We start from the raw sequence: 23,650 nt of genomic DNA on the forward strand, positions 1-23,650 counted from the left end.
ACTGTCAGTGGTGCGCGGCGCTGGGAACTGCACCGCAACCGACCCCTTGATTCTACAGGTTCCACCCCGACGCGGACGCGCCCCGTACGTCACGCGCGGTTCCAGGAGCCTCTGCCAGGAGGCGACGACCAGCATGTCCGCGCAAGAGTCCACCACGACGGCCCCGGGAATCCGGCAGCGCTTCTGGCTGTGGCTCCCGGATCGCGTCGACCGCCGCGTGATCGCGGCCGCGTGGGCGACGCTGGTGGTGCAGATCGGCATCGTCGCCACCGGGGGCCTCGTCCGCCTCACCGGCTCCGGGCTCGGCTGCGACACGTGGCCGCGGTGCAACGAGGACTCATTCGTCCCGGTCCCCGAGGTCTCGGGGGTGCACGGCTTCATCGAGTTCGGCAACCGCCTGCTGACCTTCGTGCTGGTCGCCGTCGCGATCATCATGTTCCTCTTCGTCCTCCGCATGCGCCGCGAGCGCCGCGACCTGTTCTGGCTCTCGCTGCTGATCGGCCTCTATGTGCCGGTGCAGGCGGTCATCGGCGGCATCACGGTCCTGACGAACCTCAATCCCTACGTCGTGGGCCTGCACTACTTCGCCTCTGTGCTGCTGGTGGCGCTGTCGGCGGTGCTCGTGGTGCGCGTGTACGCCGAGCCGGGTCCGCGCGTGCTCGCCGTCCCCCGCTGGTACGCGGCGGTGACCCACGTCACGACGGCGTTCGTGCTCCTCACGATCGTGGTGGGCATCCTCGTGACCGGCTCCGGCCCGCACGCCGGCGACGGCGGCGCCGCGCGCAACGGGCTCAACCCGGAGCTGATGCAGCACATCCACGCGTGGCCGGGCTACATCACGTTCGCACTCACCCTCGTGCTGGTGGCCGGCTCGTGGCGCACTCCCCCGGCACTGCGCCTGCGCCTGTGGACGCTGCTCCTGCTCGGAATCGAGCTCGTGCAGATCGTCGTCGGACTCTGGCAGGCGCGCACCGGGCTGCCGATCGTCCTCGTCAACATCCACATGGTGCTCGCCGTCGGGCTGGTCGCCGCGATGACGGCCGTCGTCATGCATCTCAAGGCGCCGGCACGCGCGGCCGTCCACAGCTGATCCATAGCAACCCGATTGGCGTCGCACGGACTCCTTTGCGAGGGTGGGATGCCGCGGCCACCACGGGTCGCGCATCCCGAGGAGTGATCGACACATGTCCACCCGTCCCCGTCTCATCCAAAGCATCCCGTTCTGGGGCCTCGTCGTCGTCTCGCTGGCGACCGTCGCCGGCGGCTGGTTCATCACCACCGACAAGATCGCCTCGATGACGACGACCCTGACCGACGGCACCGCGACCGGTGTCGACGTCTACGTCGGCCAGTCCGTCGCCCAGCTCGGCGGGATCCTCATCGGCGCCGGCATCGTCGGCATCCTCCTCGCGCTCGGCATCGCCGCCATCTCGACCCTGCGCCCGCAGGCGCCGGTCGAGGTCGTCGAGCCCATCGACTGGGACTCCGAGGCGGAGACCGCCGCGGACGCGCCCCGGCCGACCGAGCCGGCCGCGGCCGACGCCGAGCCCGCCGTCGACGCGGAGCCGGTCGACGCCGAGGCACCTGTCGCCGCGCGCTGATCGCGGATACGAGAAGAGGCCGCCCGGTTCGCCGGGCGGCCTCTTCTCGTATCGGATCCGATGGATCGAGTGCTCGCCCTGCGAGCGCGCGAGGTCAGAACGGCAGCAGCGGATCGACGGCGATCGCGACGAAGAGCAGGGTGAGGTACGTGATCGAGGCGTGGAACACGCGCATCGGGCGCGGCTCGGTGCCGCGCACCGCGCGGTTGTAGAGCACGTGCGACTCGTAGATGAACCAGCCGCCGAAGACGAGCGACGACACCGTGTAGACCAGGCCCATCCCGGCGACGGGGATCAGCAGCAGCGAGCACACCACGGTGGCCCACGCGTACAGGATGACCTGCAGGCCGACCTGCGAGCCGCCGCGCGTGGCGCCCAGCATCGGCACCTGGACGCCCTCGTACTGGTCCTTGTACTTCATCGAAAGCGGCCAGTAGTGCGGCGGCGTCCACAGGAACACCAGCGCGAACAGGATCACCGGCGACCACGCCAGCGAGCCGGTGACGGCCGTCCAGCCGATGACCACCGGGAAGCAGCCGGCGATGCCGCCCCACACGATGTTCTGCTCAGTGCGGCGCTTGAGGATCATCGTGTAGATCACGACGTAGAAGAAGATGGCCGCGGCCGACAGCGTCGCCGCCAGCCAGTTCGTCGTGAGCCACAGCCACACCGTCGAGAACACCGCGAGCGACCAGGCGAAGATCAGCGCGCCGCGGGGCGAGACCTCGCCCGTGACGAGCGGCCGGTTCACCGTGCGCTGCATGTGAGCGTCGATGTCGCGATCGAGGTACATGTTGAATGCCGCCGCCGAGCCGGCACTCGCCGTGCCGCCGACGACGGTCGCGACGACCAGCCAGACGTCCGGGAAGCCGCCCTCCGCGAGGATCATCACCGGGACCGTCGTGACCAGCAGCAGCTCGAGCACGCGCGGCTTCATCAGCGCGACATAGGCGCGGACGGTGCGGCCGAAGCTCTGCCGAGGCCGGCGGGGTGTGTCGATCGTCCCCACGCCCGCGCGTGCGGACTCCGCCGCAGCCCCGGCCGTCTTCGTGCTGTCCATGACCCCCGCAATCGCCGCCTGCAGATTCGCCCCAAGTCTAGGGCATCGGCGTGTCGCACCCCGCGCCCGGGCGACCGCCTCCCCCGGCGCCGGCGGATCACAACGCCGCCCGGGCGCAGGTGAGCAGAACGTGACGCCCGCGACACCGGGATGTCATGGACGGCGCACAGGCCTTCGCAAGACTGCGTCACATACACGTCTCGCATCGCCTCGGCGGTCTACCCCTTCGCTATGCTGAGAAACACGCGCGCCCGTCGCCGATTCCCCCTTATCCATCCGGACAGGGGCCGCGAGCCGGCCACATTCTGGGCGCACCTCCTCGAGAAAGGCGGCCCGGTGTCGGAACTGCGTTGGGATGAGATCGATCGGCGCGCGGTGGACACTGCTCGCGTCCTGGCTGCGGATGCCGTGGAGAAGGTCGGCAACGGCCACCCCGGCACCGCGATGAGCCTGGCGCCGGCGGCGTACCTGCTCTACCAGCGCGTGCTGCGTCACGACCCCGCCGACACCCACTGGGTCGGCCGCGACCGGTTCATCCTGTCGGCCGGGCACTCCTCGCTCACGCAGTACGTGCAGCTCTACCTGGGCGGGTTCGGGCTGGAGCTCGACGACCTGAAGGCGCTGCGCACGTGGGGCTCCCTCACGCCGGGACACCCCGAGTACGGGCACACCAAGGGCGTCGAGATCACGACCGGCCCTCTCGGCCAGGGCCTCGCGTCGGCCGTCGGCTTCGCGTACGCCGCCCGCTACGAGCGCGGCCTGTTCGATCCGGACGCCGCCGCCGGCACGTCGCCCTTCGACCACCACATCTACGTGATCGCCGGCGACGGCGACCTGCAGGAGGGCATCACCTCCGAGGCCTCGTCGCTCGCCGGCCACCAGGCCCTCGGCAACCTCATCGCCATCTACGACTCGAACCAGATCTCGATCGAGGACGACACGAACGTCGCCTTCACCGAGGACGTCGCGAAGCGCTACGAGGCCTACGGCTGGCAGGTGCAAGTCGTCGACTGGAAGAAGTCGGGCGAGTACGTCGAGGATGTCGCCGAGCTGTTCGCCGCGATCGAGGCGGCGCAGGGCGAGACGGCGAAGCCGTCGCTCATCATCCTCCGCACGATCATCGGCTGGCCGTCGCCCGGCAAGCAGAACACCGGCAAGATCCACGGCTCCGCGCTGGGCGGCGACGAGCTCGCCGCGACGAAGAAGGTGCTCGGCTTCGACCCCGAGCAGTCCTTCGTCGTCGCCGAGGACGTCCTCGCGCACACGCGCTCCCTGAAGGACCGCGCCCATGAGGAGCGCGCGGCCTGGCAGGAGTCGTTCGACGCATGGGCGGCGGCGAACCCCGAGCGCAAGGCGCTGTTCGACCGCCTCGAGGCCGGCGAGCTGCCCGCAGACGTGGCAGCAGCCCTCCCCTCGTTCGAAGCGGGCAAGGACGTCTCCACACGCGCCGCGTCGGGCATCGTGATCAACGCCCTCGCCGCCGAGCTTCCGGAGCTGTGGGGCGGCTCGGCCGACCTCGCCGAGTCGAACCTCACGACGATCAAGGACGCGAAGTCCTTCATCCCGGCCGAGTGGTCGACGCACGAGTGGTCCGGCGACCCGTACGGCCGCGTGCTGCACTTCGGCATCCGCGAGCACGCGATGGGCGCCATCGTCAACGGCATCAAGCTGCACGGCCCGACACGCCCGTTCGGCGGCACGTTCCTGATCTTCAGCGACTACATGCGCCCCTCGGTGCGGCTGGCCGCGCTGATGGACATCCCGTCGATCTTCGTCTGGACGCACGACTCCGTCGCGCTCGGCGAGGACGGGCCCACCCACCAGCCGGTCGAGCAGCTCGCGACACTGCGCGCCATCCCGAACTTCACCGTGGTGCGTCCCGCGGACGCGAACGAGACCTCGGCCGCGTGGTTCGAGATCGTCCGTCGCCAGGGCGGCCCCATCGGCATCGCGCTGACGCGCCAGAACATCCCGGTGTTCGAGCGGGGCGAGGGCGAGGCCGACGGCGACGTCTTCGCGTCGACGGACGGCGTCGCCAAGGGCGCCTACATCCTCGCCGAAGCGCCGGGCGGCACGCCCGACGTGATCCTCATCGCGACCGGCTCCGAGGTGCAGCTCGCCGTCTCCGCCCGCGAGACCCTCGCCGCCGAGGGTGTGAACGCCCGCGTGGTGTCGGCGCCGTCGCTCGAGTGGTTCGACGAGCAGGATGCCGCCTACCGCGAGAAGGTCCTGCCCGCCGCAGTGAAGGCGCGGGTGTCGGTCGAGGCCGGCTCGGCGCTCACCTGGCGCGGCATCGTCGGCGACGCCGGCCGTTCCGTCGCGATCGACCACTTCGGTGCGTCGGCCGACTACAAGACCCTGTTCCAGAAGTTCGGCATCACCGCCGACGCCGTCGTCGAGGCCGCCCGCGAGACTCTCGCGGCCGCGAGCGACGTTTAAGCACGAGGAGAAGGCAGCATGAGCACCCCCACTGAGAAGCTGGTCGCCGAGGGCGTGAGCATCTGGCTCGACGACCTGTCGCGCGAGCGCATCACGTCGGGCAATCTGACCGAGCTCATCTCGACGCGCAACGTCAGCGGCGTCACGACGAACCCGACGATCTTCCAGGGCGCGATCGGTGGCGGCGGGCACTCGTACGCCACGCAGATCTCGGAGCTCGCGGCGGCCGGCGCATCGGTCGACGACGCGATCTTCGCCGCGACGACCGACGACGTGCGCGACGCGGCCGACATCTTCCGCCCGGTCTACGACTCGACGGACGGCGTCGACGGCCGCGTGTCGATCGAGGTCTCCCCCGACCTCGCCCACGATACCGAGGCGACGATCGCCCAGGCCAAGGAGCTGTGGGCCACGGTCGACCGCCCCAACGTGCACATCAAGATCCCTGCGACGAAGGCCGGTCTTCCCGCCATCACCGCCGTGCTGGCCGAAGGCATCTCGGTCAACGTCACGCTGATCTTCAGCCTGGAGCGCTACTCCGAGGTCATCGACGCCTACCTGGCGGGGCTCGAGCAGGCGCAGGCGAACGGCCACGACATCTCGAAGATCCACTCGGTCGCCTCGTTCTTCGTCTCGCGCGTGGACACCGAGGTCGACAAGCGGCTCGTCGCCGTCGGCACCGATGAGGCCACGGCGCTCAAGTCGCTCGCCGGCGTCGCGAACGCCCGGCTCGCGTACGAGCTGTTCGAGCAGGCGTTCGCCACCGACCGCGCGAAGGCGCTGACGGATGCCGGCGCGCACGTGCAGCGGCCGCTGTGGGCGTCGACCGGCGTCAAGGACCCGTCCCTGCCCGACACCCTCTACGTCACCGAGCTCGTCGCCCCCGGCACCGTCAACACGATGCCCGAGAAGACGCTCGAGGCGACCTTCGACCACGGCCAGATCGCCGGTGACGCCGTCACGGGCACCTACGCCGCTGCGCACGAGGTCTTCGATCGTCTCGCCGCCGTCGGCGTGGACTTCGCCGACGTCACCCAGGTGCTCGAAGACGAAGGGGTCGACAAGTTCATCGCCTCCTGGCACGACCTGCAGGGCACCGTCAAGACGGCGCTCGAGGACGCGCTCCAGGCCACCCGATGAGCTTCGACATCCACCTCAGCGGACACGTCAAGTCCGTCGTCGAGGCCACACTGCCCGGGCTCGTGTCGAGTCTCGTGGCATCCGGCATCACCGGCGGCGACGCGTCCCTGTGGGGCCCCGCGGCCGAGGACGAGGCGTCGCGACGCCTGGGCTGGGTCGAGGCCGTCAGCGTCTCGCGCCCCCTGGTCGCCGAGATCCTGGCTCTCCGCGAGCGGCTGCGCTCGCGCAACATCACGCGCATCGTGCTCGCCGGAATGGGCGGCTCGTCGCTCGCCCCCGAGGTGATCGCCCAGACCTCGGGCGTTCCCCTCGTGATCCTCGACTCCACGGCCCCCGGCCAGGTGCTCGCGGCGATCGACGGCGACGCGCAGGCCGGTGACCTCACGCGCACGGCGCTCGTCGTGTCGTCGAAGTCCGGCTCCACCGTCGAGACCGACTCCGCCAAGCGGGCGTTCGAGGCGGCGTTCCGCGACCTGGGGATCGACCCCGCCGAACGCATCGTCGTCGTGACCGACCCCGGCTCGCCGCTGGAGCAGGAGGCGCGCGCGGACGGGTACACGGTCTTCAACGCCGACCCGACCGTCGGCGGCCGCTACTCGGCCCTCACCGCGTTCGGGCTGGTGCCGGCCGGTCTCGCCGGCGTCGACATCTCCGAGCTCCTCGACGAGGCGGAGGCGACGCTGCTCGCGGTGTCGATCGACAGCCCCGAGAATCCGGCGCTCGTGCTGGCCGCGGCGATCGCGGGCGGCCAGGAGGTCGACGGCGCAGCGTCTCGCAGGGACAAGCTCGGCCTCGTTACCGACGGCACGCACATCGTGGGCCTGCCGGACTGGATCGAGCAGCTCGTCGCCGAGTCGACCGGCAAGGAAGGCACCGGCATCCTGCCCGTCGTCCTGCTCCCGGTCTCCCCCGAGGTCGACGCGAAGCCGGCCGACCTGCAGATCGTGCGCCTCGTCGACGAGGCCAAGCAGTTCCACCTCTTCGAGCACCACGAGGGCGAGCTGCTCGTGAGCGGCTCGCTGGGCGCGCAGTTCGTCGTCTGGGAGTACGCGACGGCGATCGCGGGGCGGATGCTGGGCATCAATCCCTTCGACCAGCCCGATGTCGAGTCCGCCAAGGTGGCCGCGCGCGGCCTCCTCGACGCACGACCCGAGCCGACGGCTCCGGCGTTCGCCGTGGAGGGCGTCGAGGTGCGGGTCTCCGACCCCGCCCTCGCGGCATCCGGCACCGTCGCCGGGGTCCTCGACGCACTGTGGGCACGGCTGCCGGAGGACGGCTACGTCGCGATCCAGGCGTACGTCAACCGGCTCGAGCTGTCGCAGCTCGCGGGCCTGCGCGAACTCGTCGCCGCAGACTCCGGGCGTCCCACCACGTTCGGCTGGGGACCGCGGTTCCTGCATTCGACCGGGCAGTACCACAAGGGCGGCCCCGCGAACGGCGTGTTCCTCCAGATCCTCGAGCAGACCGATGTCGACCTCGAGATCCCGGGCCGGCCGTTCACGTTCGGCCAGCTCATCCAGGCGCAGGCCGCGGGAGACGCGACCGTTCTCGCCGATGGCCACGGCCGACCCGTCGTGACCCTGACCCTCACCGATCCCCAGATCGAAGTGCTCTCGCTCTTCGAAGCGGCCCAGTAGGAGTTCGAGCCCCACATGACCGTCGAGATCTCGCGCGGGCACAACCCGTTGCGCGACCCCGAAGACCGTCGCCTCAACCGCATCGCCGGTCCGAGCGCGCTCGTCATCTTCGGTGTCACGGGAGACCTCTCCCGCAAGAAGCTCATGCCCGCCGTCTACGACCTCGCCAACCGCGGTCTGCTGCCTCCGGGCTTCGCGCTCGTCGGCTTCGCGCGGCGCGACTGGGCCGACCAGGACTTCGCCCAGGTCGTGTACGACGCGGTGCGCCAGTACGCGCGCACCGAGTTCCGCGACGAGACCTGGCAGCAGCTGCTGCAGGGCATCCGCTTCGTGTCGGGCGAGTTCGACGACCCGGACGCGTTCCGTCGCCTGAAGGACACCGTCGACCGGCTGGACACCGATCGCGGCACGATGGGGAACCACGCGTTCTACCTGTCGATCCCGCCGAAGGCGTTCCCGCTCGTGGCGGAGCAGCTGAAGTCGTCGGGTCTCGTGGACGACACCGCCGACCAGCCCGACCGCTGGCGCCGTGTCGTCATCGAGAAGCCGTTCGGGCACGACCAGGAGTCGGCGCGCGCGCTGAACGACGTGCTGCGCTCGGCGTTCCCGACGGACTCGATCTTCCGCATCGACCACTACCTCGGCAAGGAGACGGTCCAGAACATCCTGGCCCTCCGCTTCGCCAATGAGCTGTACGAGCCGATCTGGAACCGCAACTACGTCGACCACGTGCAGATCACCATGGCGGAAGACATCGGCGTGGGCGGCCGCGCGGGCTACTACGACGGTGTCGGCGCGGCACGCGACGTGATCCAGAACCACCTGCTGCAGCTGATGGCGCTGACCGCCATGGAGGAGCCCATCTCGTTCGACGCGAAGGACCTCCGCGCCGAGAAGGAGAAGGTGCTCGCCGCCGTCACCCTGCCGGAGGACCTCGCCCGCTCGACCGCGCGCGGCCAGTACGCGGGCGGCTGGCAGGGCGGTGAGAAGGTGCTCGGCTTCCTCGAGGAGGACGGCATGAACCCTCACTCGACGACCGAGACGTACGCCGCCGTGACCCTCGAGGTGAATACCCGTCGCTGGGCAGGCGTGCCGTTCTACCTCCGCACCGGCAAGCGTCTCGGCCGCCGTGTCACCGAGATCGCCGTGGTCTTCAAGCGCGCCCCCGAGCTGCTGTTCTCGCGCAGCCAGACGTCGGGTCAGGGCCAGAACGCCCTGGTGATCCGTGTGCAGCCCGACGAGGGCGTCACGATCCGGTTCGGCTCGAAGGTCCCGGGTGCCGGTGCCCAGGTGCGCGACGTCACGATGGACTTCGGCTACGGCCATGCCTTCACCGAGGCGAGCCCCGAGGCTTACGAGCGTCTCATCCTCGACGTGCTGCTCGGCGACCCGCCGCTGTTCCCGCGGCACGAAGAGGTCGAGCTGTCGTGGAAGATCCTCGACCCGATCGAGCAGTTCTGGGATGCCCAGGGCGGTCCGCTCGAACAGTACTCACCCGGGTCGTGGGGCCCGGACTCCGCGGACGAGATGCTCGCCCGCGACGGACGGACCTGGAGGCGCCCGTGATCGTCGATCTTCCCGACACCACTGTCAGCAAGATCTCGCGTGCGCTCGTCAACGTGCGCGAGGAGGGCGGCGCGGTCGCGCTCGGCCGCGTGCTGACCCTCGTCATCCTCACGCGTGAGGCCGCGGTCGAAGAGGTCATCGAAGCCGCCAACGACGCATCGCGCGAGCACCCGATGCGCGTCATCGTGCTGCTGATCCCCGACGGCTACGACGCCGAACCGCGCCTGGACGCGCAGATCCGCGTGGGCGGCGACGCCGGCGCGAGCGAGGTCGTCACCCTCCGGGCGTTCGGCGACGCCGGTCACTCGAACCTCGAGAGCCTCGTGACGGGCCTGCTGCTGCCCGACGCTCCCGTCGTGGTGTGGTGGCCCAACCGCACGCCCGACAACATCTCGAAGACCTCGATCGGTCGCATCGCCCAGCGCCGGATCACGGATGCCGCGACCAAGTCCGACCCGTCGGCATGGGTCGCGGGCCTGGGCGAGCAGTACGCGCCCGGCGACACCGACCTCGCGTGGACGCGTCTGACGCGCTGGCGCGAGCAGCTGGCCGCCATCCTCGACCAGCCGCCGTACGAGCCCGTGGTCGGCGCGCGGGTGCGCGGTGCGTCGGATTCGCCCTCCACTGCGCTCCTCGCGGCGTGGCTGCGCCTCACGCTCGACGTGCCCGTCGACTGGGCGTATCTCGACGCCGAGGAGTGGCCGCACGGCATCAAGTCCGTGGCGCTGGTGCGTCCCAGCGGTGAGGTGCTCCTGGAGCGCCCGACGCGCGGTGTGGCGATCCTCACCCAGCCCGGACAGCCCACGCACGACCTGGCGTTCCCGCGCCGGACGCTGCGCGAGTGCCTGGCAGAGGAGCTCCGTCGCCTCGACCCGGACGTCCTGTATGGTCGAGTCATCACCGAGGGCTGGGAGCTGCTCGACCCTCCGGCGACGAAGGGGACGCAGGCCTGATGGACAGTGCACGGGTGACGGACAGGACGAAGACGGATGCCTGAAGGCTGGGCCGAGAAGCGCGTCATCATCAGTCCCGATCCCGCTGCACTCGTCGACTCCGTCGCTCCGCGCTTCCTGAGCCGCGTCGCCAAGCGGGTCGACGAGGGCAAGCTCGCCCACATCTCACTCACGGGCGGATCGATGGGTGCGGCAGTGCTCGCTGCCGCAGGACGCAGTCCGCGCGCGGCCCGCATCGACTGGTCGCGCGTCCACTTCTGGTGGAGCGACGAGCGGTTCGTCCCCCTCGGCCACTCCGACCGCAACGACCGCCAGGCGCGTGAGGCGTTCCTCGACCGCTTCGACATCCCGGCCGAGAACATCCACGCCACGCTCGGCAGCGATGACGGCGTGGATCTGGATGCCGCCGCCGCCGCGTACGCCGACGAGCTCGCCCGCTTCCCCGGGGCCGAAGGCGCGTGGCCCTCGTTCGATGTGTGCTTCCTCGGGGTCGGGCCGGACGGGCACATCGCGTCGCTCTTCCCCGACCGCGCCGAGATCCAGATCACGGATCGCTCGGTGGTCGCGGTGCGCGACTCCCCCAAGCCTCCGCCGGAGCGGATCACGATGACCCGTCCCGTCATCAACAGCTCGAAGCGCGTGTGGCTCGTACTGTCGGGCGCCGACAAGGCGGCCGCGCTGGGCCTCGCGCTGGCCGGAGCCAGCTACGCGAGTGTTCCCGCCGCCGGCGCCAAGGGCCGCAAGCGCACGACGTTCTTCGTCGACCAGGCGGCCGCCGCGCAGGTGCCGCCGGAGCTCATCGACCGCGAGTATTGACCCCGGCTGCTGCACGCGGACAGAAGAGAAGAGCGGATGCCTCGGCATCCGCTCTTCTCTTCTGTGCTGTATGCGGCGCGTCAGCCCTGTCCGCGGCGCTCGCGGAGCTGCTTCAGGGCGTCGTCGAGGAGCGTCTCGGCTTCCTCTTCGGTGCGGCGCTCCTTCACGTACGCGAGGTGGGTCTTGTACGGCTCGGTCTTCGCGACGGCGGGAGGGTTCTCCTTGTCGCGCCCGGCCGGCAGGCCCGAGTGGGGCGAGTCGATCGTCTCGGGGATCTCCTCCTCGGGGATGCCCGCTGCGAAGTAGCGCACCGTCTCGTTGCCCAGGGCGTCCCAGTACGAGATGGCGATGCGGTCGGCGTGGAAGCCGTGGTCCTGCTCGCCCATCGGACCGGCACCGACGCGGGTGCCGCGGATCGCGTTGCCTCCGGTGGCCATCAGATGGCCTGGAACTTCGTGATCAGGCCGAGCGCCACGATCGATGCGAACCACACCAGGGCGAGGACCACCGTGAATCGGTTGAGGTTGCGCTCGGCGAGGCCCGAGGAGCCCATGGCCGAGGTCATGCCGCCGCCGAACATGTCGGACAGGCCGCCACCGCGCCCCTTGTGGAGCAGGATGAGGAGGGTCAGCAGGAGACTCGTGATGCCGAGAAGCACCTGCAGGACGAACTCGAGGATCTGCACAGTCGTAGAAGCCTTTCGCCGCGATCGTTCGCCGATCGCACAAGGGTCAAGTATACGTGTACGCCGGCGGGCGGCGAGGAATCCTCGCCGCCCGCCGGTCAGCGCTCAGACGCCGACGTGCTTCTGGTAGCGGATGATCGCGGCGAACTCGTCGACGACGAGGCTCGCACCGCCGACCAGCGCACCGTCGACATCGGGCTCGCGCATGAAGCTGGCGATGTTCGCGGCCTTCACCGAGCCGCCGTACAGAACCCGTGTGCGGGCCGCGGCATCCGCTCCGAGCTTGTCGGCGATGACCTCGCGAAGCTTGGCGCACACCTCCTGGGCCTGCTCGGGCGTCGCCGCCTGGCCGGATCCGATCGCCCACACGGGCTCGTAGGCCACGACGATGTCGGCATCCGCCTTCACGCCTTCGAGTGCGGCCTGGAGCTGACCGACCGGTACGGCGCTCGCACCGTGCTTCTCGAGGTCGTCGGCGGTCTCGCCCACGCAGATCACGGGAACCAGCCCGTGCTTCAGCGCCGCTTGCACCTTCGCGGCGACGATGTCGTCGCCCTCGTGGTGGTATTCGCGACGCTCGGAGTGGCCGATGATCACGTAGCGGTTGTCGAGCTTCGCGAGGAACGCGCCCGAGACCTCGCCCGTGTACGCGCCGGAGTCGTGCGACGAGATGTCCTGTGCACCGAGCGCGAACGGGATCTTGTCGGCGTCGAGAAGGGTCTGCACCGTGCGGAGATCGGTGAAGGGCGGGAAGACCGCCACCTCGACCGAGCCGTCCTCGTGCTTCGCGTCCTTGAGCGTCCAGTGCAGCTTCTGGACGAACGCGACCGCCTGCAGGTGGTCGAGGTTCATCTTCCAGTTGCCGGCGATGAGCGGGGTACGCCTGGTCTGCGCAGCAGCCGTTGAACCAGCGCTGTCTACTGCCATCCGAGGACCTCCAGTCCGGGGAGCTTCTTGCCCTCGAGGAACTCGAGGCTGGCGCCGCCGCCGGTCGAGATGTGACCGAAGGCGTCGTCGGCGAACCCGAGCTGGCGGACCGCCGCGGCGGAGTCGCCTCCGCCGACGACCGACAGACCGTCGACCTCGGTGAGCGCCTGCGCGACGGCCTTGGTCCCGGCCGCGAACGGCGCGAGCTCGAACACGCCCATCGGGCCGTTCCAGAACACCGTCTTCGAGCCGCGGACGAGCTCGGCGAACCGCGCTGCAGTGTCGGGCCCAATGTCCAGGCCCAGCCCGGAGGCGCCGAACGGCGTCTCCTCGATCTGATCCGCGCGCGTCACCACGTGCTCCGCGTCGGCTCCGAACTTCGAGGCGACGACCACGTCGGTCGGCAGCACGAGCTCGACGCCCGACTCCTCCGCGCGGCGCATGTACTCGCGGACGGTGTCGAGCTGGTCTGCCTCGAGCAGGCTCGAGCCGACCTTGTGGCCCTGGGCGGCGAGGAACGTGAAGAGCATTCCGCCGCCGATGAGCAGCCGGTCGACGCGCGGCAGCAGGTGCGAGATGACACCCAGCTTGTCGCTGACCTTCGAGCCTCCGAGGACGACCGTGTAGGGCCGCTCCGGGCTCTCGGTGAGCCGGTCCAGGACGTCCAGCTCGGTCGCGATGAGCAGACCCGCCGCGGACGGCAGGATCTCGGCGAGCTCGTACACCGACGCCTGCTTGCGGTGCACGACGCCGAAGCCGTCCGAGACGAGTGCGTCGCCGAGTGCGGCGAGCTGTTCGGCGAACGCTCGGCGCTCCCCCTCGTCCTTCGCGGTCTCCCCCGGGTTGAACCGGAGGTTCTCAATCACCGCGACGTCGCCGTCCTCGAGGGCCAGGACGGCCTCCTGAGCGGACTCGCCGACGGTGTCGCGGGCGAAAGCGACGGGCTTGCCGAGCAGCTCCGACAGGCGCTGCGCGACCGGCGCGAGGCTGTACTTCGCATCGGGAGCCCCGTCGGGGCGACCAAGGTGCGAGCAGACGACGAGGCGTGCGCCCTGATTGATCAGGGCGTTGAGCGTGGGGAGCGTGGCCCGCACACGGCCGTCGTCCGTGATGATCCCGTCCTTGAGAGGGACGTTGAGATCAGCACGGATGATGACGCGCTTGCCGGCCAGCGAACCCAGCGAATCGAGGGTGCGCAGAGCCATGGCGGTGGTTACAGGCTCTCGGCGACGTACTCGGTGAGGTCGACGAGGCGGTTGGAGTAGCCCCACTCGTTGTCGTACCAGGCCGACACCTTGACCAGGTTGCCGCTGACGTTGGTCAGCTCCGAGTCGAAGATCGACGAGTGCGGGTTGCCCTGGATGTCGCTGGAGACGATCGGGTCCTCCGTGTACTGCAGGTAGCCGGCGAGGCGACCGTCGGCCGCGGCGGCCTCGTAGGCGGCGTTGACCTGGTCGACCGTGAGGCCTTCGGTCGGGGTGACGATCGTGAGGTCGACGATCGAGCCGGTGGGAACCGGCACGCGGTACGACGAGCCGCTGAGCTTGCCGTTGAGCTCGGGGAGCACGTGCCCGATGGCCTTCGCGGCACCGGTCGAGGCCGGGACGATGTTGATCGCCGCGGCGCGGGCACGGCGGAGGTCGCTGTGCGGGCCGTCCTGGAGGTTCTGGTCGGCCGTGTACGCGTGGGCGGTCATCATGAAGCCGCGCTCGATGCCGAAGGCGTCGTTGAAGACCTTGGCCAGCGGGGCGAGGCAGTTCGTGGTGCACGACGCGTTCGAGATGATGACGTGGTTCTCGGGGTCGTAGTCGCCCTCGTTGACGCCCATGACGACAGTCACGTCGTCACCGGTGGCGGGAGCGGAGATGAGCACCTTCTTGGCGCCGCCCGAGACGTGCTTCTTGGCGTCGTCGGCCTTGGTGAAGCGACCGGTCGACTCGATGACGATGTCGACGCCCAGCTCGCCCCAGGGGAGGTTGGCAGGGTCACGCTCTTCGAAGACCTTGATCTTCTTGCCGCCGACGGTGATCGAGTCCTCGTCGTAGGACACCTCGGCGTCCAGCGGGCCGCCGACCGAGTCGTACTTGAGCAGGTGAGCGAGCGTCTTGTTGTCGGTGAGGTCGTTCACCGCCACGATGTCGAGGTCCGCACCCTGCGCGAGCGCCGCGCGGAGGTAGTTGCGTCCGATTCGGCCGAAGCCGTTGATGCCGATCTTGACAGTCACGGAGTTTCTCCTGAGATGTGTCGTGCGCGAGTGCGCGGTTGGTGCAGTGCGAACGAGGACAACGGCGTCCCGGCGGGCGTCCCGCCGGGACAGCCGCGCCTTTTATGACAGTACCAGCAGGCCCGAGGTCTTCTGGCGGGCGGCGTCGAGGCGCTGCGCCACGTTCTGCCAGTTCGCGATGTTCCAGACAGCCTTCACGTAGTCGGCCTTGACGTTGAGGTAGTCGAGGTAGAAGGCGTGCTCCCACATGTCGAGCTGGAACACCGGGATCGTGCCCTGTGCGGTATTGCTCTGCTGGTCGAACAGCTGCTGGATGATGAGCTGCTCGCCGATCGGGTCCCAGCTGAGGACGGCCCAGCCGGAGCCCTGAATGCCGGTCGCGGCGGCGGTGAAGTGCGCCTGGAACTTGTCGAAGCCGCCGAAGAACTCGTCGATCGCGGCGCGCAGCTCGCCCTCGGGCTCTCCGCCGCCCTCGGGCGACAGGTTGGTCCAGAAGATCGAGTGGTTGACGTGACCGCCGAGGTTGAACGCGAGGTCCTTCTCGAGCTTGTTCACGTTGGCCAGGTTGCCGGTCTCACGCGCCTCGGCCAGCTGCTCCAGCGCGGTGTTCGCGCCGGTGACGTACGCCTGGTGGTGCTTGCTGTGGTGCAGCTCCATGATCTTGCCGCTGATGTGCGGCTCGAGGGCGGCGTAGTCGTAAGGGAGGTCGGGCAAGGTGTACTTCGCCATGTTCTCTTCTTCCTGTCGGCGCGCGCCGAATTCCCCGGCGCAGCGAGGGTGACGGAATCATCCTACTGAGCGGCAACGCACGGGCGACGGGGTTGCTTCCCACTGTGACGTGTGGAAGACGGTCCCTGGTCTCCTCACGCATCGCTTCACGCTCCGCGGAGGCTCGGGCGTGCGCGGCCGGGCCGTGGCCCGCGGCATCAGCCGCGCAGGATCAGTCCTCGATGCCGGCGGGGACGGCCGACTCGGTGCCGGGCAGACCCTCGGCCTCGGCCTTCTTGTCGGCCATCGCGAGGAGGCGACGGATGCGACCGGCGACCGCGTCCTTGGTCAGCGGCGGGTCGGCGTGATGGCCCAGTTCGTCGAGGCTCGCATCGCGGTGCGCGAGACGCAGGTCACCGGCCTGGCGGAGGTGCTCGGGCACCTCGTCGCCGAGGATCGCGAGCGCACGCTCGACGCGCGCGCAGGCGGCGACGGCGGCCTGCGCCGAGCGACGGAGGTTCGCGTCATCGAAGTTCACGAGCCGGTTGACGCCCGCACGCACCTCGCGGCGCTGACGCATCTGGTCCCAGTCGGCCGCCGCGCGCATGGCGCCCATCGCGGCCAGGGCCGCGCGGATCGCCTCACCCTCGCGCACGACGACGCGCGGGATGCCGCGCACCTCGCGGGCCTTGCCGGCGATGCCGAGACGGTGCGCGGCGCCCACCAGGGCCATCGCGGCCTCGGAGGACGGGCAGGTGATCTCCAGCGCGGCGGAGCGACCCGGGTCGGTGAGCGTTCCGGCCGCCAGGAACGCGCCGCGCCAGATCGCGGCGAGATCCCCGCGTGAGCCCGTCGTGAGCTTGTTGGGAAGCCCGCGCACGGGACGGCGCCGCTGGTCGAGGAGGCCGGTCTGGCGGGCGAGGGTCTCGCCGCCCTCGATCACGCGCACCGCGTAGTGGCTGCCCGTGCGGGCACCGGAGCCCTGCACGTGCACGAGTTCCGGGCGCACGCCGTAAAGCTCGACGAGGTCGCGCGCGGTGCGCCGGGCGAGGATGTCGGAATCGAGTTCGGCCTCGACCGCGACGCGGTTCGCGATCGAGTGCAGGCCGCCCGAGAATCGCAGCAGCGACGTGAGCTCGGCGACCCGTGCGGTCGGGCGCGGGTCTCGCACGGTGATCAGCTCGGCCTTCACGTCAGCGGTCAGCGACACGGGACTCCTTCGCGGGTCTTTCGGGAACGACCCTCCACCCTACCGGCCGGGACGCGCCTCATCACTCCCGACCGAGGTCGCGATGCGTCACACGGACCGCCACGCCGGGCACCGCCGCGAGGCGCTCCGCGAGCTCGCGGACCATCACCACCGAGCGGTGCTTGCCGCCGGTGCAGCCCACGGCGACGACCGAGTGGCTCTTGTTCTCGCGCTGATACCCCTCGAGCACCGGGCGCAGCGCCGCGCTGTACGCCTCCAGGAACTCGGCCGCGCCGGTCTGGGCCAGCACGTACTCGCGCACCTCGGCGTCCTCGCCGGTGAACGGGCGGAGCCGCTCGTCCCAGAACGGGTTCGGCAGGAATCGCATGTCGGCCACGAGGTCGGCGTCGGGCGGCAGCCCGTACTTGAAGCCGAAGCTCTGCAGGGTGAGCGTGTGCCGCGCGGACCCCTCCTCGGTGAAGAGATCGGCGACCTTGGTGGCGAGCTGGTGGATGTTGTACGACGACGTGTCGATGATGACGTCGGCACCCTCGCGGACGGCCGCGAGACGCGCACGCTCCCGGCGGATGCCGTCGAGGATGGTCCCCTCGCCCTGCAGCGGGTGCGGGCGCCGCACCGCCTCGAACCGGCGCACGAGCACATCGTCGGAGGCGTCGAGGAACATGACCCGGATCTGCCGGCGCTCGCGAAGCGCCCGCATCGCATCGGGAAGGTCGGAGAAGAGGTCGCGGCCACGCACGTCGACGACGACGGCGACCCTCGGCAGCACTCCCCCGGCGAGCTCGGTGAGGTCGAGGAGCGGCTTCAGCATCTGCGGCGGCAGATTGTCGACCACGTACCAGTCGAGGTCCTCCAGCGAGTTCGCCGCGGTCGATCTTCCGGCGCCCGACATGCCCGTGACGATCAGCACTTCTCCGACGTCGTGACGCGTCGCCTCGCCCATGACCACCCCCGTCGAGCCCAGCCTACCCACTGGTGACGGGCGCGGGCTCCGCGAGGTGCGAGTGAATCGCCGCGGCGAGCTTCGGGCCGACGCCCGGGAGCTCGGCGATCTCTTCGGGGGTCGCCTTGCGCAGCGCCGACACCGATCCGAAGTGACGCAGCAGCGCCTTGATGCGGGCCTCGCCGAGACCCGGCACCTCGGCCAGCACGCTCTGGATGTCGCGGCGCCGCCGCTTGCGCTGGTGGGTGATCGCGAAGCGGTGGGCCTCGTCGCGCAGACGCTGCAGCAGGTAGAGCGCCTCGGAGGTGCGGGGCAGGATGACCGGGTACTCCTCCCCCGGCAGCCACACCTCTTCGAGGCGCTTGGCGATGCCGCACAACGCGATCTCCTCGTGGCCCGCATCACGGAGTGCGCGGGCCGCCGCTTCCACCTGCGGCTTGCCGCCGTCGACCACCAGCAGCTGCGGCCGGTAGGCGAAGCGCGGGCGCCGCCGCTCGGTGACGACGGTCTCGTCGGAGGTCACGTCGGGCACGAGCGGCGTGTCGTTCTCCTCCGGGCGGTCCAGGTAGGCGAGGCGCCGTGTGAGCACCTGGTAGAGCGAGTCGGTGTCGTCCGTGGTCTCGGCGACGCCGAACGAGCGGTACTGATCCTTGCGCGGCAGTCCGTCCTCGAAGACGACCATCGAGGCCACCACGTTGGTGCCGCTCAGGTGCGACACGTCGAAGCACTCGATGCGCAGCGGCGCCTCGGCGAGGTCGAGCGCTTCCTGCAGGTCGGTGAGCGCCTGGCTGCGGGCGACGTAGTCGCTGGTGCGCCGGGTCTTGTGGAGCATCAGCGCCTGCTGGGCGTTCAGCGTGGCGGTGCGCATGAGATCGGCCTTGCGGCCGCGCTGCGCCACCTGGATCGTCACGCCCTTGCCCCGCCGGGCGCGCAGCCACTCCTCGAGGTCGGCCGCGTCGTCCGGCATCGAGGGCACGAGCACCTGCTTCGGGATGTCGGCACCCGCCGCGTTGCCGTAGGTGCGCTGGATGACCTGGTCGACGAGATCGCCGTCGGAGATGTCGATCTCCTTCTCGATCGTCGTCGCGCGCACACCGCGCACGCGGCCACCGCGGATCACGAAGTGCTGCACCGTGGCGGCCAGCTCGTCCTCGGCGATGCCGAACAGGTCGGCGTCGGTGTCGGCGGCGAGCACGAGCGCGCTCTTGTTCAGCACCGCGTCGATGGAGTGGAGGCGGTCGCGGTAGACGGCGGCGGCCTCGTAGTCCATGGCCGCCGAGGCCTCGCGCATGCGCGCCGTCAGCTGCTTCGTGAAGCGCTGGTCGCCGCCGGACATGAAGGCGATGAAGTCGTCGACGATCGCGCGGTGCTCCTCGATCGTGACCTTCATCGAGCACGGTCCGCCGCAGCGCCCGATCTGGCCCGGGAAGCACGGACGGCCGCTCGCCATGGCCTTCTTGTACGACGAGTCGCTGCAGGTGCGGATCGGGAAGACCTTGATCATCAGGTCGATCGTGTCGTGCACCGCCCACACCTTGGGGTACGGGCCGAAGTACTTGGCGCCCGGGATGCGGCGGTTGCGCGTCACGATCACCCGCGGCGCCTCGTCGGCGAGCGTGATCGCCATGAACGGGTACGATTTGTCGTCCTTGTAGCGGACGTTGAACGGCGGATCGAACTCCTTGATCCACTGGTACTCGAGCTGCAGCGAGTCGACGTCGGTCGCGACCACGGTCCACTCCACGGACGCCGCCGTCGTCACCATGCGACGGGTGCGCTCGTGCAGCGTGTGCAGCGGAGCGAAGTAGTTCGACAGGCGCGCGCGGAGGTTCTTCGCCTTGCCGACGTACAGCACGCGCCCGTCCCGGTCGCGGAACCGGTACACCCCCGGATTGGTGGGGATCTCGCCCGGGTTCGGCTTGTACGGGACGGTGGGAGCGGAGCGCGCCATGCCGCTCAGCCGGCCTTGCGGGCCTCGACGAGCTCCGCCTGGCCGCCGACGCCCAGCACCTCGGCGAGGAAGACGCCGGTGTGGCTGGCTTCGACGCGCGCGACCTGCTCGGGTGTGCCCGTCGCGATGACCTCACCGCCACCGGCACCCCCCTCGGGGCCGAGATCGATGACCCAGTCGGAGGACTTGATCACGTCGAGGTTGTGCTCGATCACGATGACGGTGTTGCCCTTGTCGACGAGGCCGTTCAGCACCTCGAGGAGCTTGCGGACGTCCTCGAAGTGCAGGCCGGTCGTCGGCTCGTCGAGGACGTAGATGGAGCGGCCGTTGGTGCGGCGCTGCAGCTCGGTGGCGAGCTTGACGCGCTGTGCCTCGCCGCCCGACAGCGTCGTGGCGGACTGCCCCAGCCGGACGTAGCCGAGACCGACGTCGACGAGCGTCCTCAGGTAGCGATGGATCGCCTGGATCGGCTCGAAGAACTCCGCCGCCTCGGCGATCGGCATCTCCAGCACCTCGGCGATGTTCTTGCCCTTGTAGTGCACGGCGAGGGTGTCGCGGTTGTACCGCTTGCCGTGGCAGACCTCGCAGTCGACGTACACGTCGGGCAGGAAGTTCATCTCGATCTTGATCGTGCCGTCGCCCGAGCACGCCTCGCAGCGGCCGCCCTTGACGTTGAAGCTGAAGCGACCGGGCTGGTAGCCGCGGACCTTCGCCTCGGGCGTCTCGCTGAACAGCGTACGGATGCGGTCGAACACGCCGGTGTACGTCGCCGGGTTGGACCGCGGGGTGCGTCCGATCGGCGCCTGGTCGACGTGGACCACCTTGTCGAGGTTCTCGAGCCCGGTCACGCGCGTGTGCTTGCCGGCCACCCGGCGGGCGCCGTTGAGGCGCGTCGCCAGGACCTGGTAGAGGATGCCGTTGACCAGCGACGACTTGCCGGAGCCGCTCACGCCGGTCACCGAGGTGAGCACGCCGAGCGGGAAGTCGACGGAGACGTTCTTCAGGTTGTTCTCACGCGCGCCCACCACGCCGACCTGGCGCTTCTTGTCGATCTTGCGGCGCTTCTTCGGCGTCGGGATCGCCCGACGCCCCGACAGGTAGTCGCCGGTGATCGAGTCGCGGTCGGCGAGGAGTTCCTCGATCGGACCGGAGTGCACGACCTCTCCCCCGTTGACGCCGGCGCCCGGGCCGATGTCGACGACCCAGTCGGCGGCGTGGATCGTCTCCTCGTCGTGCTCGACGACGATGAGCGTGTTGCCGAGGTCGCGCAGCGCGACGAGCGTCTCGATGAGGCGGCGGTTGTCGCGCTGGTGCAGGCCGATCGACGGCTCGTCGAGCACGTAGAGGACACCCGTCAGGCCCGAGCCGATCTGCGTGGCCAGCCGGATGCGCTGCGCCTCGCCGCCGGACAGGGTCGCGGCTGCGCGGCTGAGGCTGAGGTAGTCCAGACCCACGCGGATGAGGAAGTCCAGTCGCAGGCGGATCTCGCGCAGCACCTGCGCGGCGATCGTCGCCTCGCGCTCGGTGAGCGTCAGCTTCGCGAAGTACTCGCGCGCCTCGCCGAGGCTCAGGCGCGAGGCATCCGCGATCGAATGGCCGTGCACCTGCACGGCCAGCACCTCGGGCTTCAGGCGCGCGCCGTCGCACACGGGGCACGGCACCTCGCGCAGGTACTCCGACCAGCGCTGCCGCTGCGTGTCGGACTCGGCCTGCGTGTACTGTCGCTCGATGTACGGCACGACGCCCTCGAAACCCGACGAGTAGCGCATCTCGCGGCCGTAGCGGTTCTTCCACCGCACCGTGACCTTGTAGTTCTCGCCCCGCAGCACGGCCTCGCGGACGTCGGACGGCAGCTTCTTCCACGGAGTGTCGAGCGAGAAGCCGAGGTCGTTCGCGAGGCCTTCGAGCAGGCGCTCGTAGTACTGGAAGAGCCCCTTGCCCTGGGTCGTCCACGGGATGAGGACGCCCTCGCGGATCGACAGGTCCTCGTCGCCCAGCATGAGCTCGACGTCGACCGACATTCGGGTGCCGAGGCCCGAGCAGGCCGGGCACGCGCCGAACGGGGCGTTGAACGAGAACGTCCTCGGCTCGATCTCGGTGAGCTGCAGCGGGTGGCCGTTCGGGCACGCGAGCTTCTCGGAGAAGGACTGCCAGGCGGCGTCGCCCTCTTCGTCGACGAAGTTGATCTGCATGACGCCGCCGGCAAGCGACAGCGCGGTCTCGACCGAGTCGGTGACGCGATCCAGGATGGCGGGCGCCGCGACGAGGCGGTCGACCACGACGGCGATGTCGTGCTTGTAGCTCTTCTTGAGCACGGGCGGCTCGGCCAGCTGGATCAGCTCGCCGTCGACGATGGCGCGCGCATAGCCCTTGGCGCCGAGCTCCTTGAAGAGGTCGACGAACTCGCCCTTCTTCTGGGTGACGATCGGGGCGACGATCTGGTACCGCGTGCGCTCGGGCAGCTCGATGAGCTGGTCGGCGATCTGCTGCACCGTCTGGCGCTGGATGACCTCGCCGCACTCGGGACAGTGCGGCACGCCGATGCGCGCCCACAGCAGGCGCATGTAGTCGTGGATCTCGGTGATCGTGCCGACGGTCGACCGGGGGTTGCGGTTGGTCGACTTCTGGTCGATCGACACGGCAGGGCTCAGGCCCTCGATGAAGTCGACGTCGGGACGATCGACCTGTCCCAGGAACTGGCGCGCGTACGCGCTCAGCGACTCGACGTACCGGCGCTGCCCCTCGGCGAAGATCGTGTCGAACGCGAGGCTGGACTTGCCGGAGCCGGACAGCCCCGTGAAGACGACGAGCGAATCGCGCGGGATGTCGAGGTCGACATCCTTCAGATTGTGCACGCGGGCACCGCGGACGCTCAGCATTCCGCTGGTGCCGCCGACGGTCTTTGCGGGCATGTTCGCGGGCAGGGCGACAGGGACGATGGGCACCAGTCAAGTGTAGGCGGGGCCTCCGACATGAGGCCTGGGAGCCGTTCGCCGTGGGCGAAGACGGCGCGTCCGGCGCGGCGGCCCAGGTCAGCGCGCGCCGGCGAACGGGCGCAGCGCGTCGCGGAGGGCCAGGAGCGCCTGGGCGTCCGTTCCGACGCTCGCCATCACCTTGCCAGGCACCTCGAGAGCCTGCTCGCGCAGTCTCCGCCCCGCGTCGGTGAGCCGCACGTCGAGCACGCGCTCGTCGTCGTCCCGCCGCGAACGCGTCACGAGCCCTTGAGCCTCGAGTCGCTTCACCAGCGGCGACAGGGTCGCAGGCTCCAGGGCCAGCTCGACGGCGAGTTCGCGCAGCGACCGGGACGATCGCTCCCAGAGCGCGAGCATGACCAGGTACTGCGGGTGCGTGAGCCCGAGCGGCTCCAGGATCGGCCGGTACAGGCCGACGATGTTGCGCGCGGCGGTCACCAGGGCGAAGCACACCTGGTTGTCGAGTGCGAGCAGGTCATCGGGGCTGAGGTCGGCATCGTTCACGTCCGTCATCCTATCGTGCACGAATCGTTAGTACACTAATAACCATGCCTGAACCGGATGCCGCTCCCGCCGCCCGCCGCCCTCTCCGCGAACGTGTGCGGGAGGCCGGCGGGTGGTACGCGTTTCTCAATGCGAACCTGATCCGCGTGGCGGGACCTGCGGCGGTCGGTCCGTACGAGACGGCTCCCCCGCCCACGCCTGCCGAGCGCGCCGAACGCGCGTGCCCGCTGTGCGGCGCGCCCATCGCACAGCACACCTTCGATCGCTCGGGACCGAAGCCCCTGATGCACTGCCCCTGAGCCGACACCGGCCGC

At 69.9% G+C, this 23,650-nt stretch carries 21 protein-coding genes; 9 read left to right on the forward strand and 12 right to left on the reverse strand.

Translation table 11 applies throughout. The annotated features are described in order from the left end of the window. Positions 1-133 precede the first annotated feature (133 nt). Both MRBLWS13_RS03540 and MRBLWS13_RS03545 read left to right on the forward strand, forming a co-directional pair. On the forward strand, positions 134-1,090 hold the full coding sequence (locus MRBLWS13_RS03540; RefSeq protein WP_349427672.1) for a COX15/CtaA family protein: 957 nt from the start codon (positions 134-136) through the stop codon (positions 1,088-1,090). Positions 1,091-1,184: 94 nt separating this feature from the next. Continuing rightward, the gene (locus MRBLWS13_RS03545) at positions 1,185-1,601 is read left to right on the forward strand and encodes a dinucleotide-utilizing enzyme (RefSeq protein WP_349427673.1); all 417 of its coding nucleotides are present in this window, start codon (positions 1,185-1,187) and stop codon (positions 1,599-1,601) included. 94 nt (positions 1,602-1,695) lie between these two features. On the opposite strand, the gene MRBLWS13_RS03550 is transcribed toward MRBLWS13_RS03545, so the two are convergent. Continuing rightward, positions 1,696-2,661, reverse strand: coding sequence for a heme o synthase (locus MRBLWS13_RS03550; RefSeq protein WP_349427674.1), 966 nt, complete (start codon positions 2,659-2,661; stop codon positions 1,696-1,698). A gap of 336 nt (positions 2,662-2,997) precedes the next feature. On the opposite strand from MRBLWS13_RS03550, the gene tkt reads away from it, so the two are divergent. The 6 genes from tkt to pgl are packed head-to-tail and all read left to right on the forward strand — an operon-like array spanning position 2,998 to position 11,212. Beyond that, on the forward strand, positions 2,998-5,100 hold the full coding sequence (gene tkt, locus MRBLWS13_RS03555) for a transketolase (RefSeq protein ID WP_349427675.1): 2,103 nt from the start codon (positions 2,998-3,000) through the stop codon (positions 5,098-5,100). 18 nt (positions 5,101-5,118) lie between these two features. Beyond that, positions 5,119-6,240, forward strand: a complete 1,122-nt coding sequence (gene tal / locus MRBLWS13_RS03560; protein ID WP_349427676.1) for a transaldolase — start codon at positions 5,119-5,121, stop codon at positions 6,238-6,240. After that, the gene (locus MRBLWS13_RS03565; RefSeq protein ID WP_349427677.1) at positions 6,237-7,877 is read left to right on the forward strand and encodes a glucose-6-phosphate isomerase; all 1,641 of its coding nucleotides are present in this window, start codon (positions 6,237-6,239) and stop codon (positions 7,875-7,877) included. The genes tal and MRBLWS13_RS03565 overlap by 4 nt, the downstream gene beginning before the upstream one ends. Before the next feature lie 15 nt (positions 7,878-7,892). After that, positions 7,893-9,443, forward strand: coding sequence for a glucose-6-phosphate dehydrogenase (gene zwf / locus MRBLWS13_RS03570; protein ID WP_349427678.1), 1,551 nt, complete (start codon positions 7,893-7,895; stop codon positions 9,441-9,443). Further along, positions 9,440-10,396: a glucose-6-phosphate dehydrogenase assembly protein OpcA gene (locus MRBLWS13_RS03575; RefSeq protein ID WP_349427679.1), complete on the forward strand. Its 957-nt coding sequence runs from the start codon at positions 9,440-9,442 to the stop codon at positions 10,394-10,396. Before zwf ends, MRBLWS13_RS03575 begins: the two co-directional genes overlap by 4 nt. 36 nt (positions 10,397-10,432) lie before the next feature. Beyond that, the gene (pgl, locus tag MRBLWS13_RS03580; RefSeq protein WP_349427680.1) at positions 10,433-11,212 is read left to right on the forward strand and encodes a 6-phosphogluconolactonase; all 780 of its coding nucleotides are present in this window, start codon (positions 10,433-10,435) and stop codon (positions 11,210-11,212) included. Positions 11,213-11,292: 80 nt separating this feature from the next. On the opposite strand, the gene MRBLWS13_RS03585 is transcribed toward pgl, so the two are convergent. The 11 genes from MRBLWS13_RS03585 to MRBLWS13_RS03635 form a co-directional block, all read right to left on the reverse strand. Further along, positions 11,293-11,649, reverse strand: coding sequence for an RNA polymerase-binding protein RbpA (locus tag MRBLWS13_RS03585; RefSeq protein WP_349427681.1), 357 nt, complete (start codon positions 11,647-11,649; stop codon positions 11,293-11,295). Continuing rightward, entirely contained in the window at positions 11,649-11,897 is a 249-nt protein-coding gene (gene secG, locus MRBLWS13_RS03590; protein WP_308867435.1) for a preprotein translocase subunit SecG, read from the reverse strand. The genes MRBLWS13_RS03585 and secG overlap by 1 nt, the downstream gene beginning before the upstream one ends. A gap of 105 nt (positions 11,898-12,002) precedes the next feature. After that, on the reverse strand, positions 12,003-12,824 hold the full coding sequence (gene tpiA, locus MRBLWS13_RS03595; protein WP_349427682.1) for a triose-phosphate isomerase: 822 nt from the start codon (positions 12,822-12,824) through the stop codon (positions 12,003-12,005). Next, positions 12,815-14,029: a phosphoglycerate kinase gene (locus MRBLWS13_RS03600; RefSeq protein WP_349427683.1), complete on the reverse strand. Its 1,215-nt coding sequence runs from the start codon at positions 14,027-14,029 to the stop codon at positions 12,815-12,817. Before MRBLWS13_RS03600 ends, tpiA begins: the two co-directional genes overlap by 10 nt. A gap of 8 nt (positions 14,030-14,037) precedes the next feature. Further along, positions 14,038-15,048, reverse strand: a complete 1,011-nt coding sequence (gene gap, locus MRBLWS13_RS03605; RefSeq protein ID WP_349427684.1) for a type I glyceraldehyde-3-phosphate dehydrogenase — start codon at positions 15,046-15,048, stop codon at positions 14,038-14,040. 102 nt (positions 15,049-15,150) lie between these two features. Continuing rightward, entirely contained in the window at positions 15,151-15,777 is a 627-nt protein-coding gene (locus tag MRBLWS13_RS03610) for a Fe-Mn family superoxide dismutase (RefSeq protein WP_308867439.1), read from the reverse strand. 211 nt (positions 15,778-15,988) lie between these two features. Further along, positions 15,989-16,966 (reverse strand): DNA-binding protein WhiA, encoded by a 978-nt coding sequence (whiA, locus tag MRBLWS13_RS03615; RefSeq protein WP_308867440.1) that lies wholly within the window; start codon positions 16,964-16,966, stop codon positions 15,989-15,991. A gap of 61 nt (positions 16,967-17,027) precedes the next feature. Then, positions 17,028-17,909, reverse strand: a complete 882-nt coding sequence (rapZ, locus tag MRBLWS13_RS03620; RefSeq protein WP_349427685.1) for an RNase adapter RapZ — start codon at positions 17,907-17,909, stop codon at positions 17,028-17,030. 22 nt (positions 17,910-17,931) lie between these two features. Then, entirely contained in the window at positions 17,932-19,860 is a 1,929-nt protein-coding gene (gene uvrC, locus MRBLWS13_RS03625; RefSeq protein WP_349427686.1) for an excinuclease ABC subunit UvrC, read from the reverse strand. A 5-nt stretch (positions 19,861-19,865) separates the two neighbouring features. Next, positions 19,866-22,772, reverse strand: a complete 2,907-nt coding sequence (uvrA, locus tag MRBLWS13_RS03630) for an excinuclease ABC subunit UvrA (RefSeq protein WP_349428974.1) — start codon at positions 22,770-22,772, stop codon at positions 19,866-19,868. A 120-nt stretch (positions 22,773-22,892) separates the two neighbouring features. Beyond that, positions 22,893-23,345 carry a MarR family transcriptional regulator gene (locus MRBLWS13_RS03635; RefSeq protein ID WP_349427687.1) on the reverse strand — a complete coding sequence of 151 codons (453 nt, stop codon included), beginning with the start codon at positions 23,343-23,345 and terminating at the stop codon, positions 22,893-22,895. Between the two features lie 35 nt (positions 23,346-23,380). Here MRBLWS13_RS03635 and MRBLWS13_RS03640 point away from each other — a divergent pair, with 35 nt between their 5' ends. Next, entirely contained in the window at positions 23,381-23,635 is a 255-nt protein-coding gene (locus MRBLWS13_RS03640; RefSeq protein WP_349427688.1) for a hypothetical protein, read from the forward strand. Positions 23,636-23,650 lie beyond the last annotated feature (15 nt).

Source organism: Microbacterium sp. LWS13-1.2 (assembly GCF_040144835.1).
In the GTDB taxonomy this organism is placed as follows: Bacteria; Actinomycetota; Actinomycetes; order Actinomycetales; family Microbacteriaceae; genus Microbacterium.

Excerpts from the sequence above, each read along its gene's own strand:
- pgl (WP_349427680.1), top strand. The coding sequence starts at position 10,433 with ATGCCTGAAGGCTGGGCCGAGAAGCGCGTCATCATCAGTCCCGATCCC.
- tpiA (WP_349427682.1), bottom strand. The coding sequence starts at position 12,824 with ATGGCAGTAGACAGCGCTGGTTCAACGGCTGCTGCGCAGACCAGGCGT.
- MRBLWS13_RS03540 (WP_349427672.1), top strand. The coding sequence starts at position 134 with ATGTCCGCGCAAGAGTCCACCACGACGGCCCCGGGAATCCGGCAGCGC.
- MRBLWS13_RS03545 (WP_349427673.1), top strand. The coding sequence starts at position 1,185 with ATGTCCACCCGTCCCCGTCTCATCCAAAGCATCCCGTTCTGGGGCCTC.
- MRBLWS13_RS03600 (WP_349427683.1), bottom strand. The coding sequence starts at position 14,029 with ATGGCTCTGCGCACCCTCGATTCGCTGGGTTCGCTGGCCGGCAAGCGC.
- tal (WP_349427676.1), top strand. The coding sequence starts at position 5,119 with ATGAGCACCCCCACTGAGAAGCTGGTCGCCGAGGGCGTGAGCATCTGG.
- MRBLWS13_RS03585 (WP_349427681.1), bottom strand. The coding sequence starts at position 11,649 with ATGGCCACCGGAGGCAACGCGATCCGCGGCACCCGCGTCGGTGCCGGT.
- uvrC (WP_349427686.1), bottom strand. The coding sequence starts at position 19,860 with ATGGCGCGCTCCGCTCCCACCGTCCCGTACAAGCCGAACCCGGGCGAG.
- zwf (WP_349427678.1), top strand. The coding sequence starts at position 7,893 with ATGACCGTCGAGATCTCGCGCGGGCACAACCCGTTGCGCGACCCCGAA.
- MRBLWS13_RS03610 (WP_308867439.1), bottom strand. The coding sequence starts at position 15,777 with ATGGCGAAGTACACCTTGCCCGACCTCCCTTACGACTACGCCGCCCTC.
- MRBLWS13_RS03550 (WP_349427674.1), bottom strand. The coding sequence starts at position 2,661 with ATGGACAGCACGAAGACGGCCGGGGCTGCGGCGGAGTCCGCACGCGCG.
- MRBLWS13_RS03565 (WP_349427677.1), top strand. The coding sequence starts at position 6,237 with ATGAGCTTCGACATCCACCTCAGCGGACACGTCAAGTCCGTCGTCGAG.
- uvrA (WP_349428974.1), bottom strand. The coding sequence starts at position 22,772 with ATGCCCGCAAAGACCGTCGGCGGCACCAGCGGAATGCTGAGCGTCCGC.
- MRBLWS13_RS03635 (WP_349427687.1), bottom strand. The coding sequence starts at position 23,345 with ATGACGGACGTGAACGATGCCGACCTCAGCCCCGATGACCTGCTCGCA.
- rapZ (WP_349427685.1), bottom strand. The coding sequence starts at position 17,909 with ATGGGCGAGGCGACGCGTCACGACGTCGGAGAAGTGCTGATCGTCACG.
- MRBLWS13_RS03640 (WP_349427688.1), top strand. The coding sequence starts at position 23,381 with ATGCCTGAACCGGATGCCGCTCCCGCCGCCCGCCGCCCTCTCCGCGAA.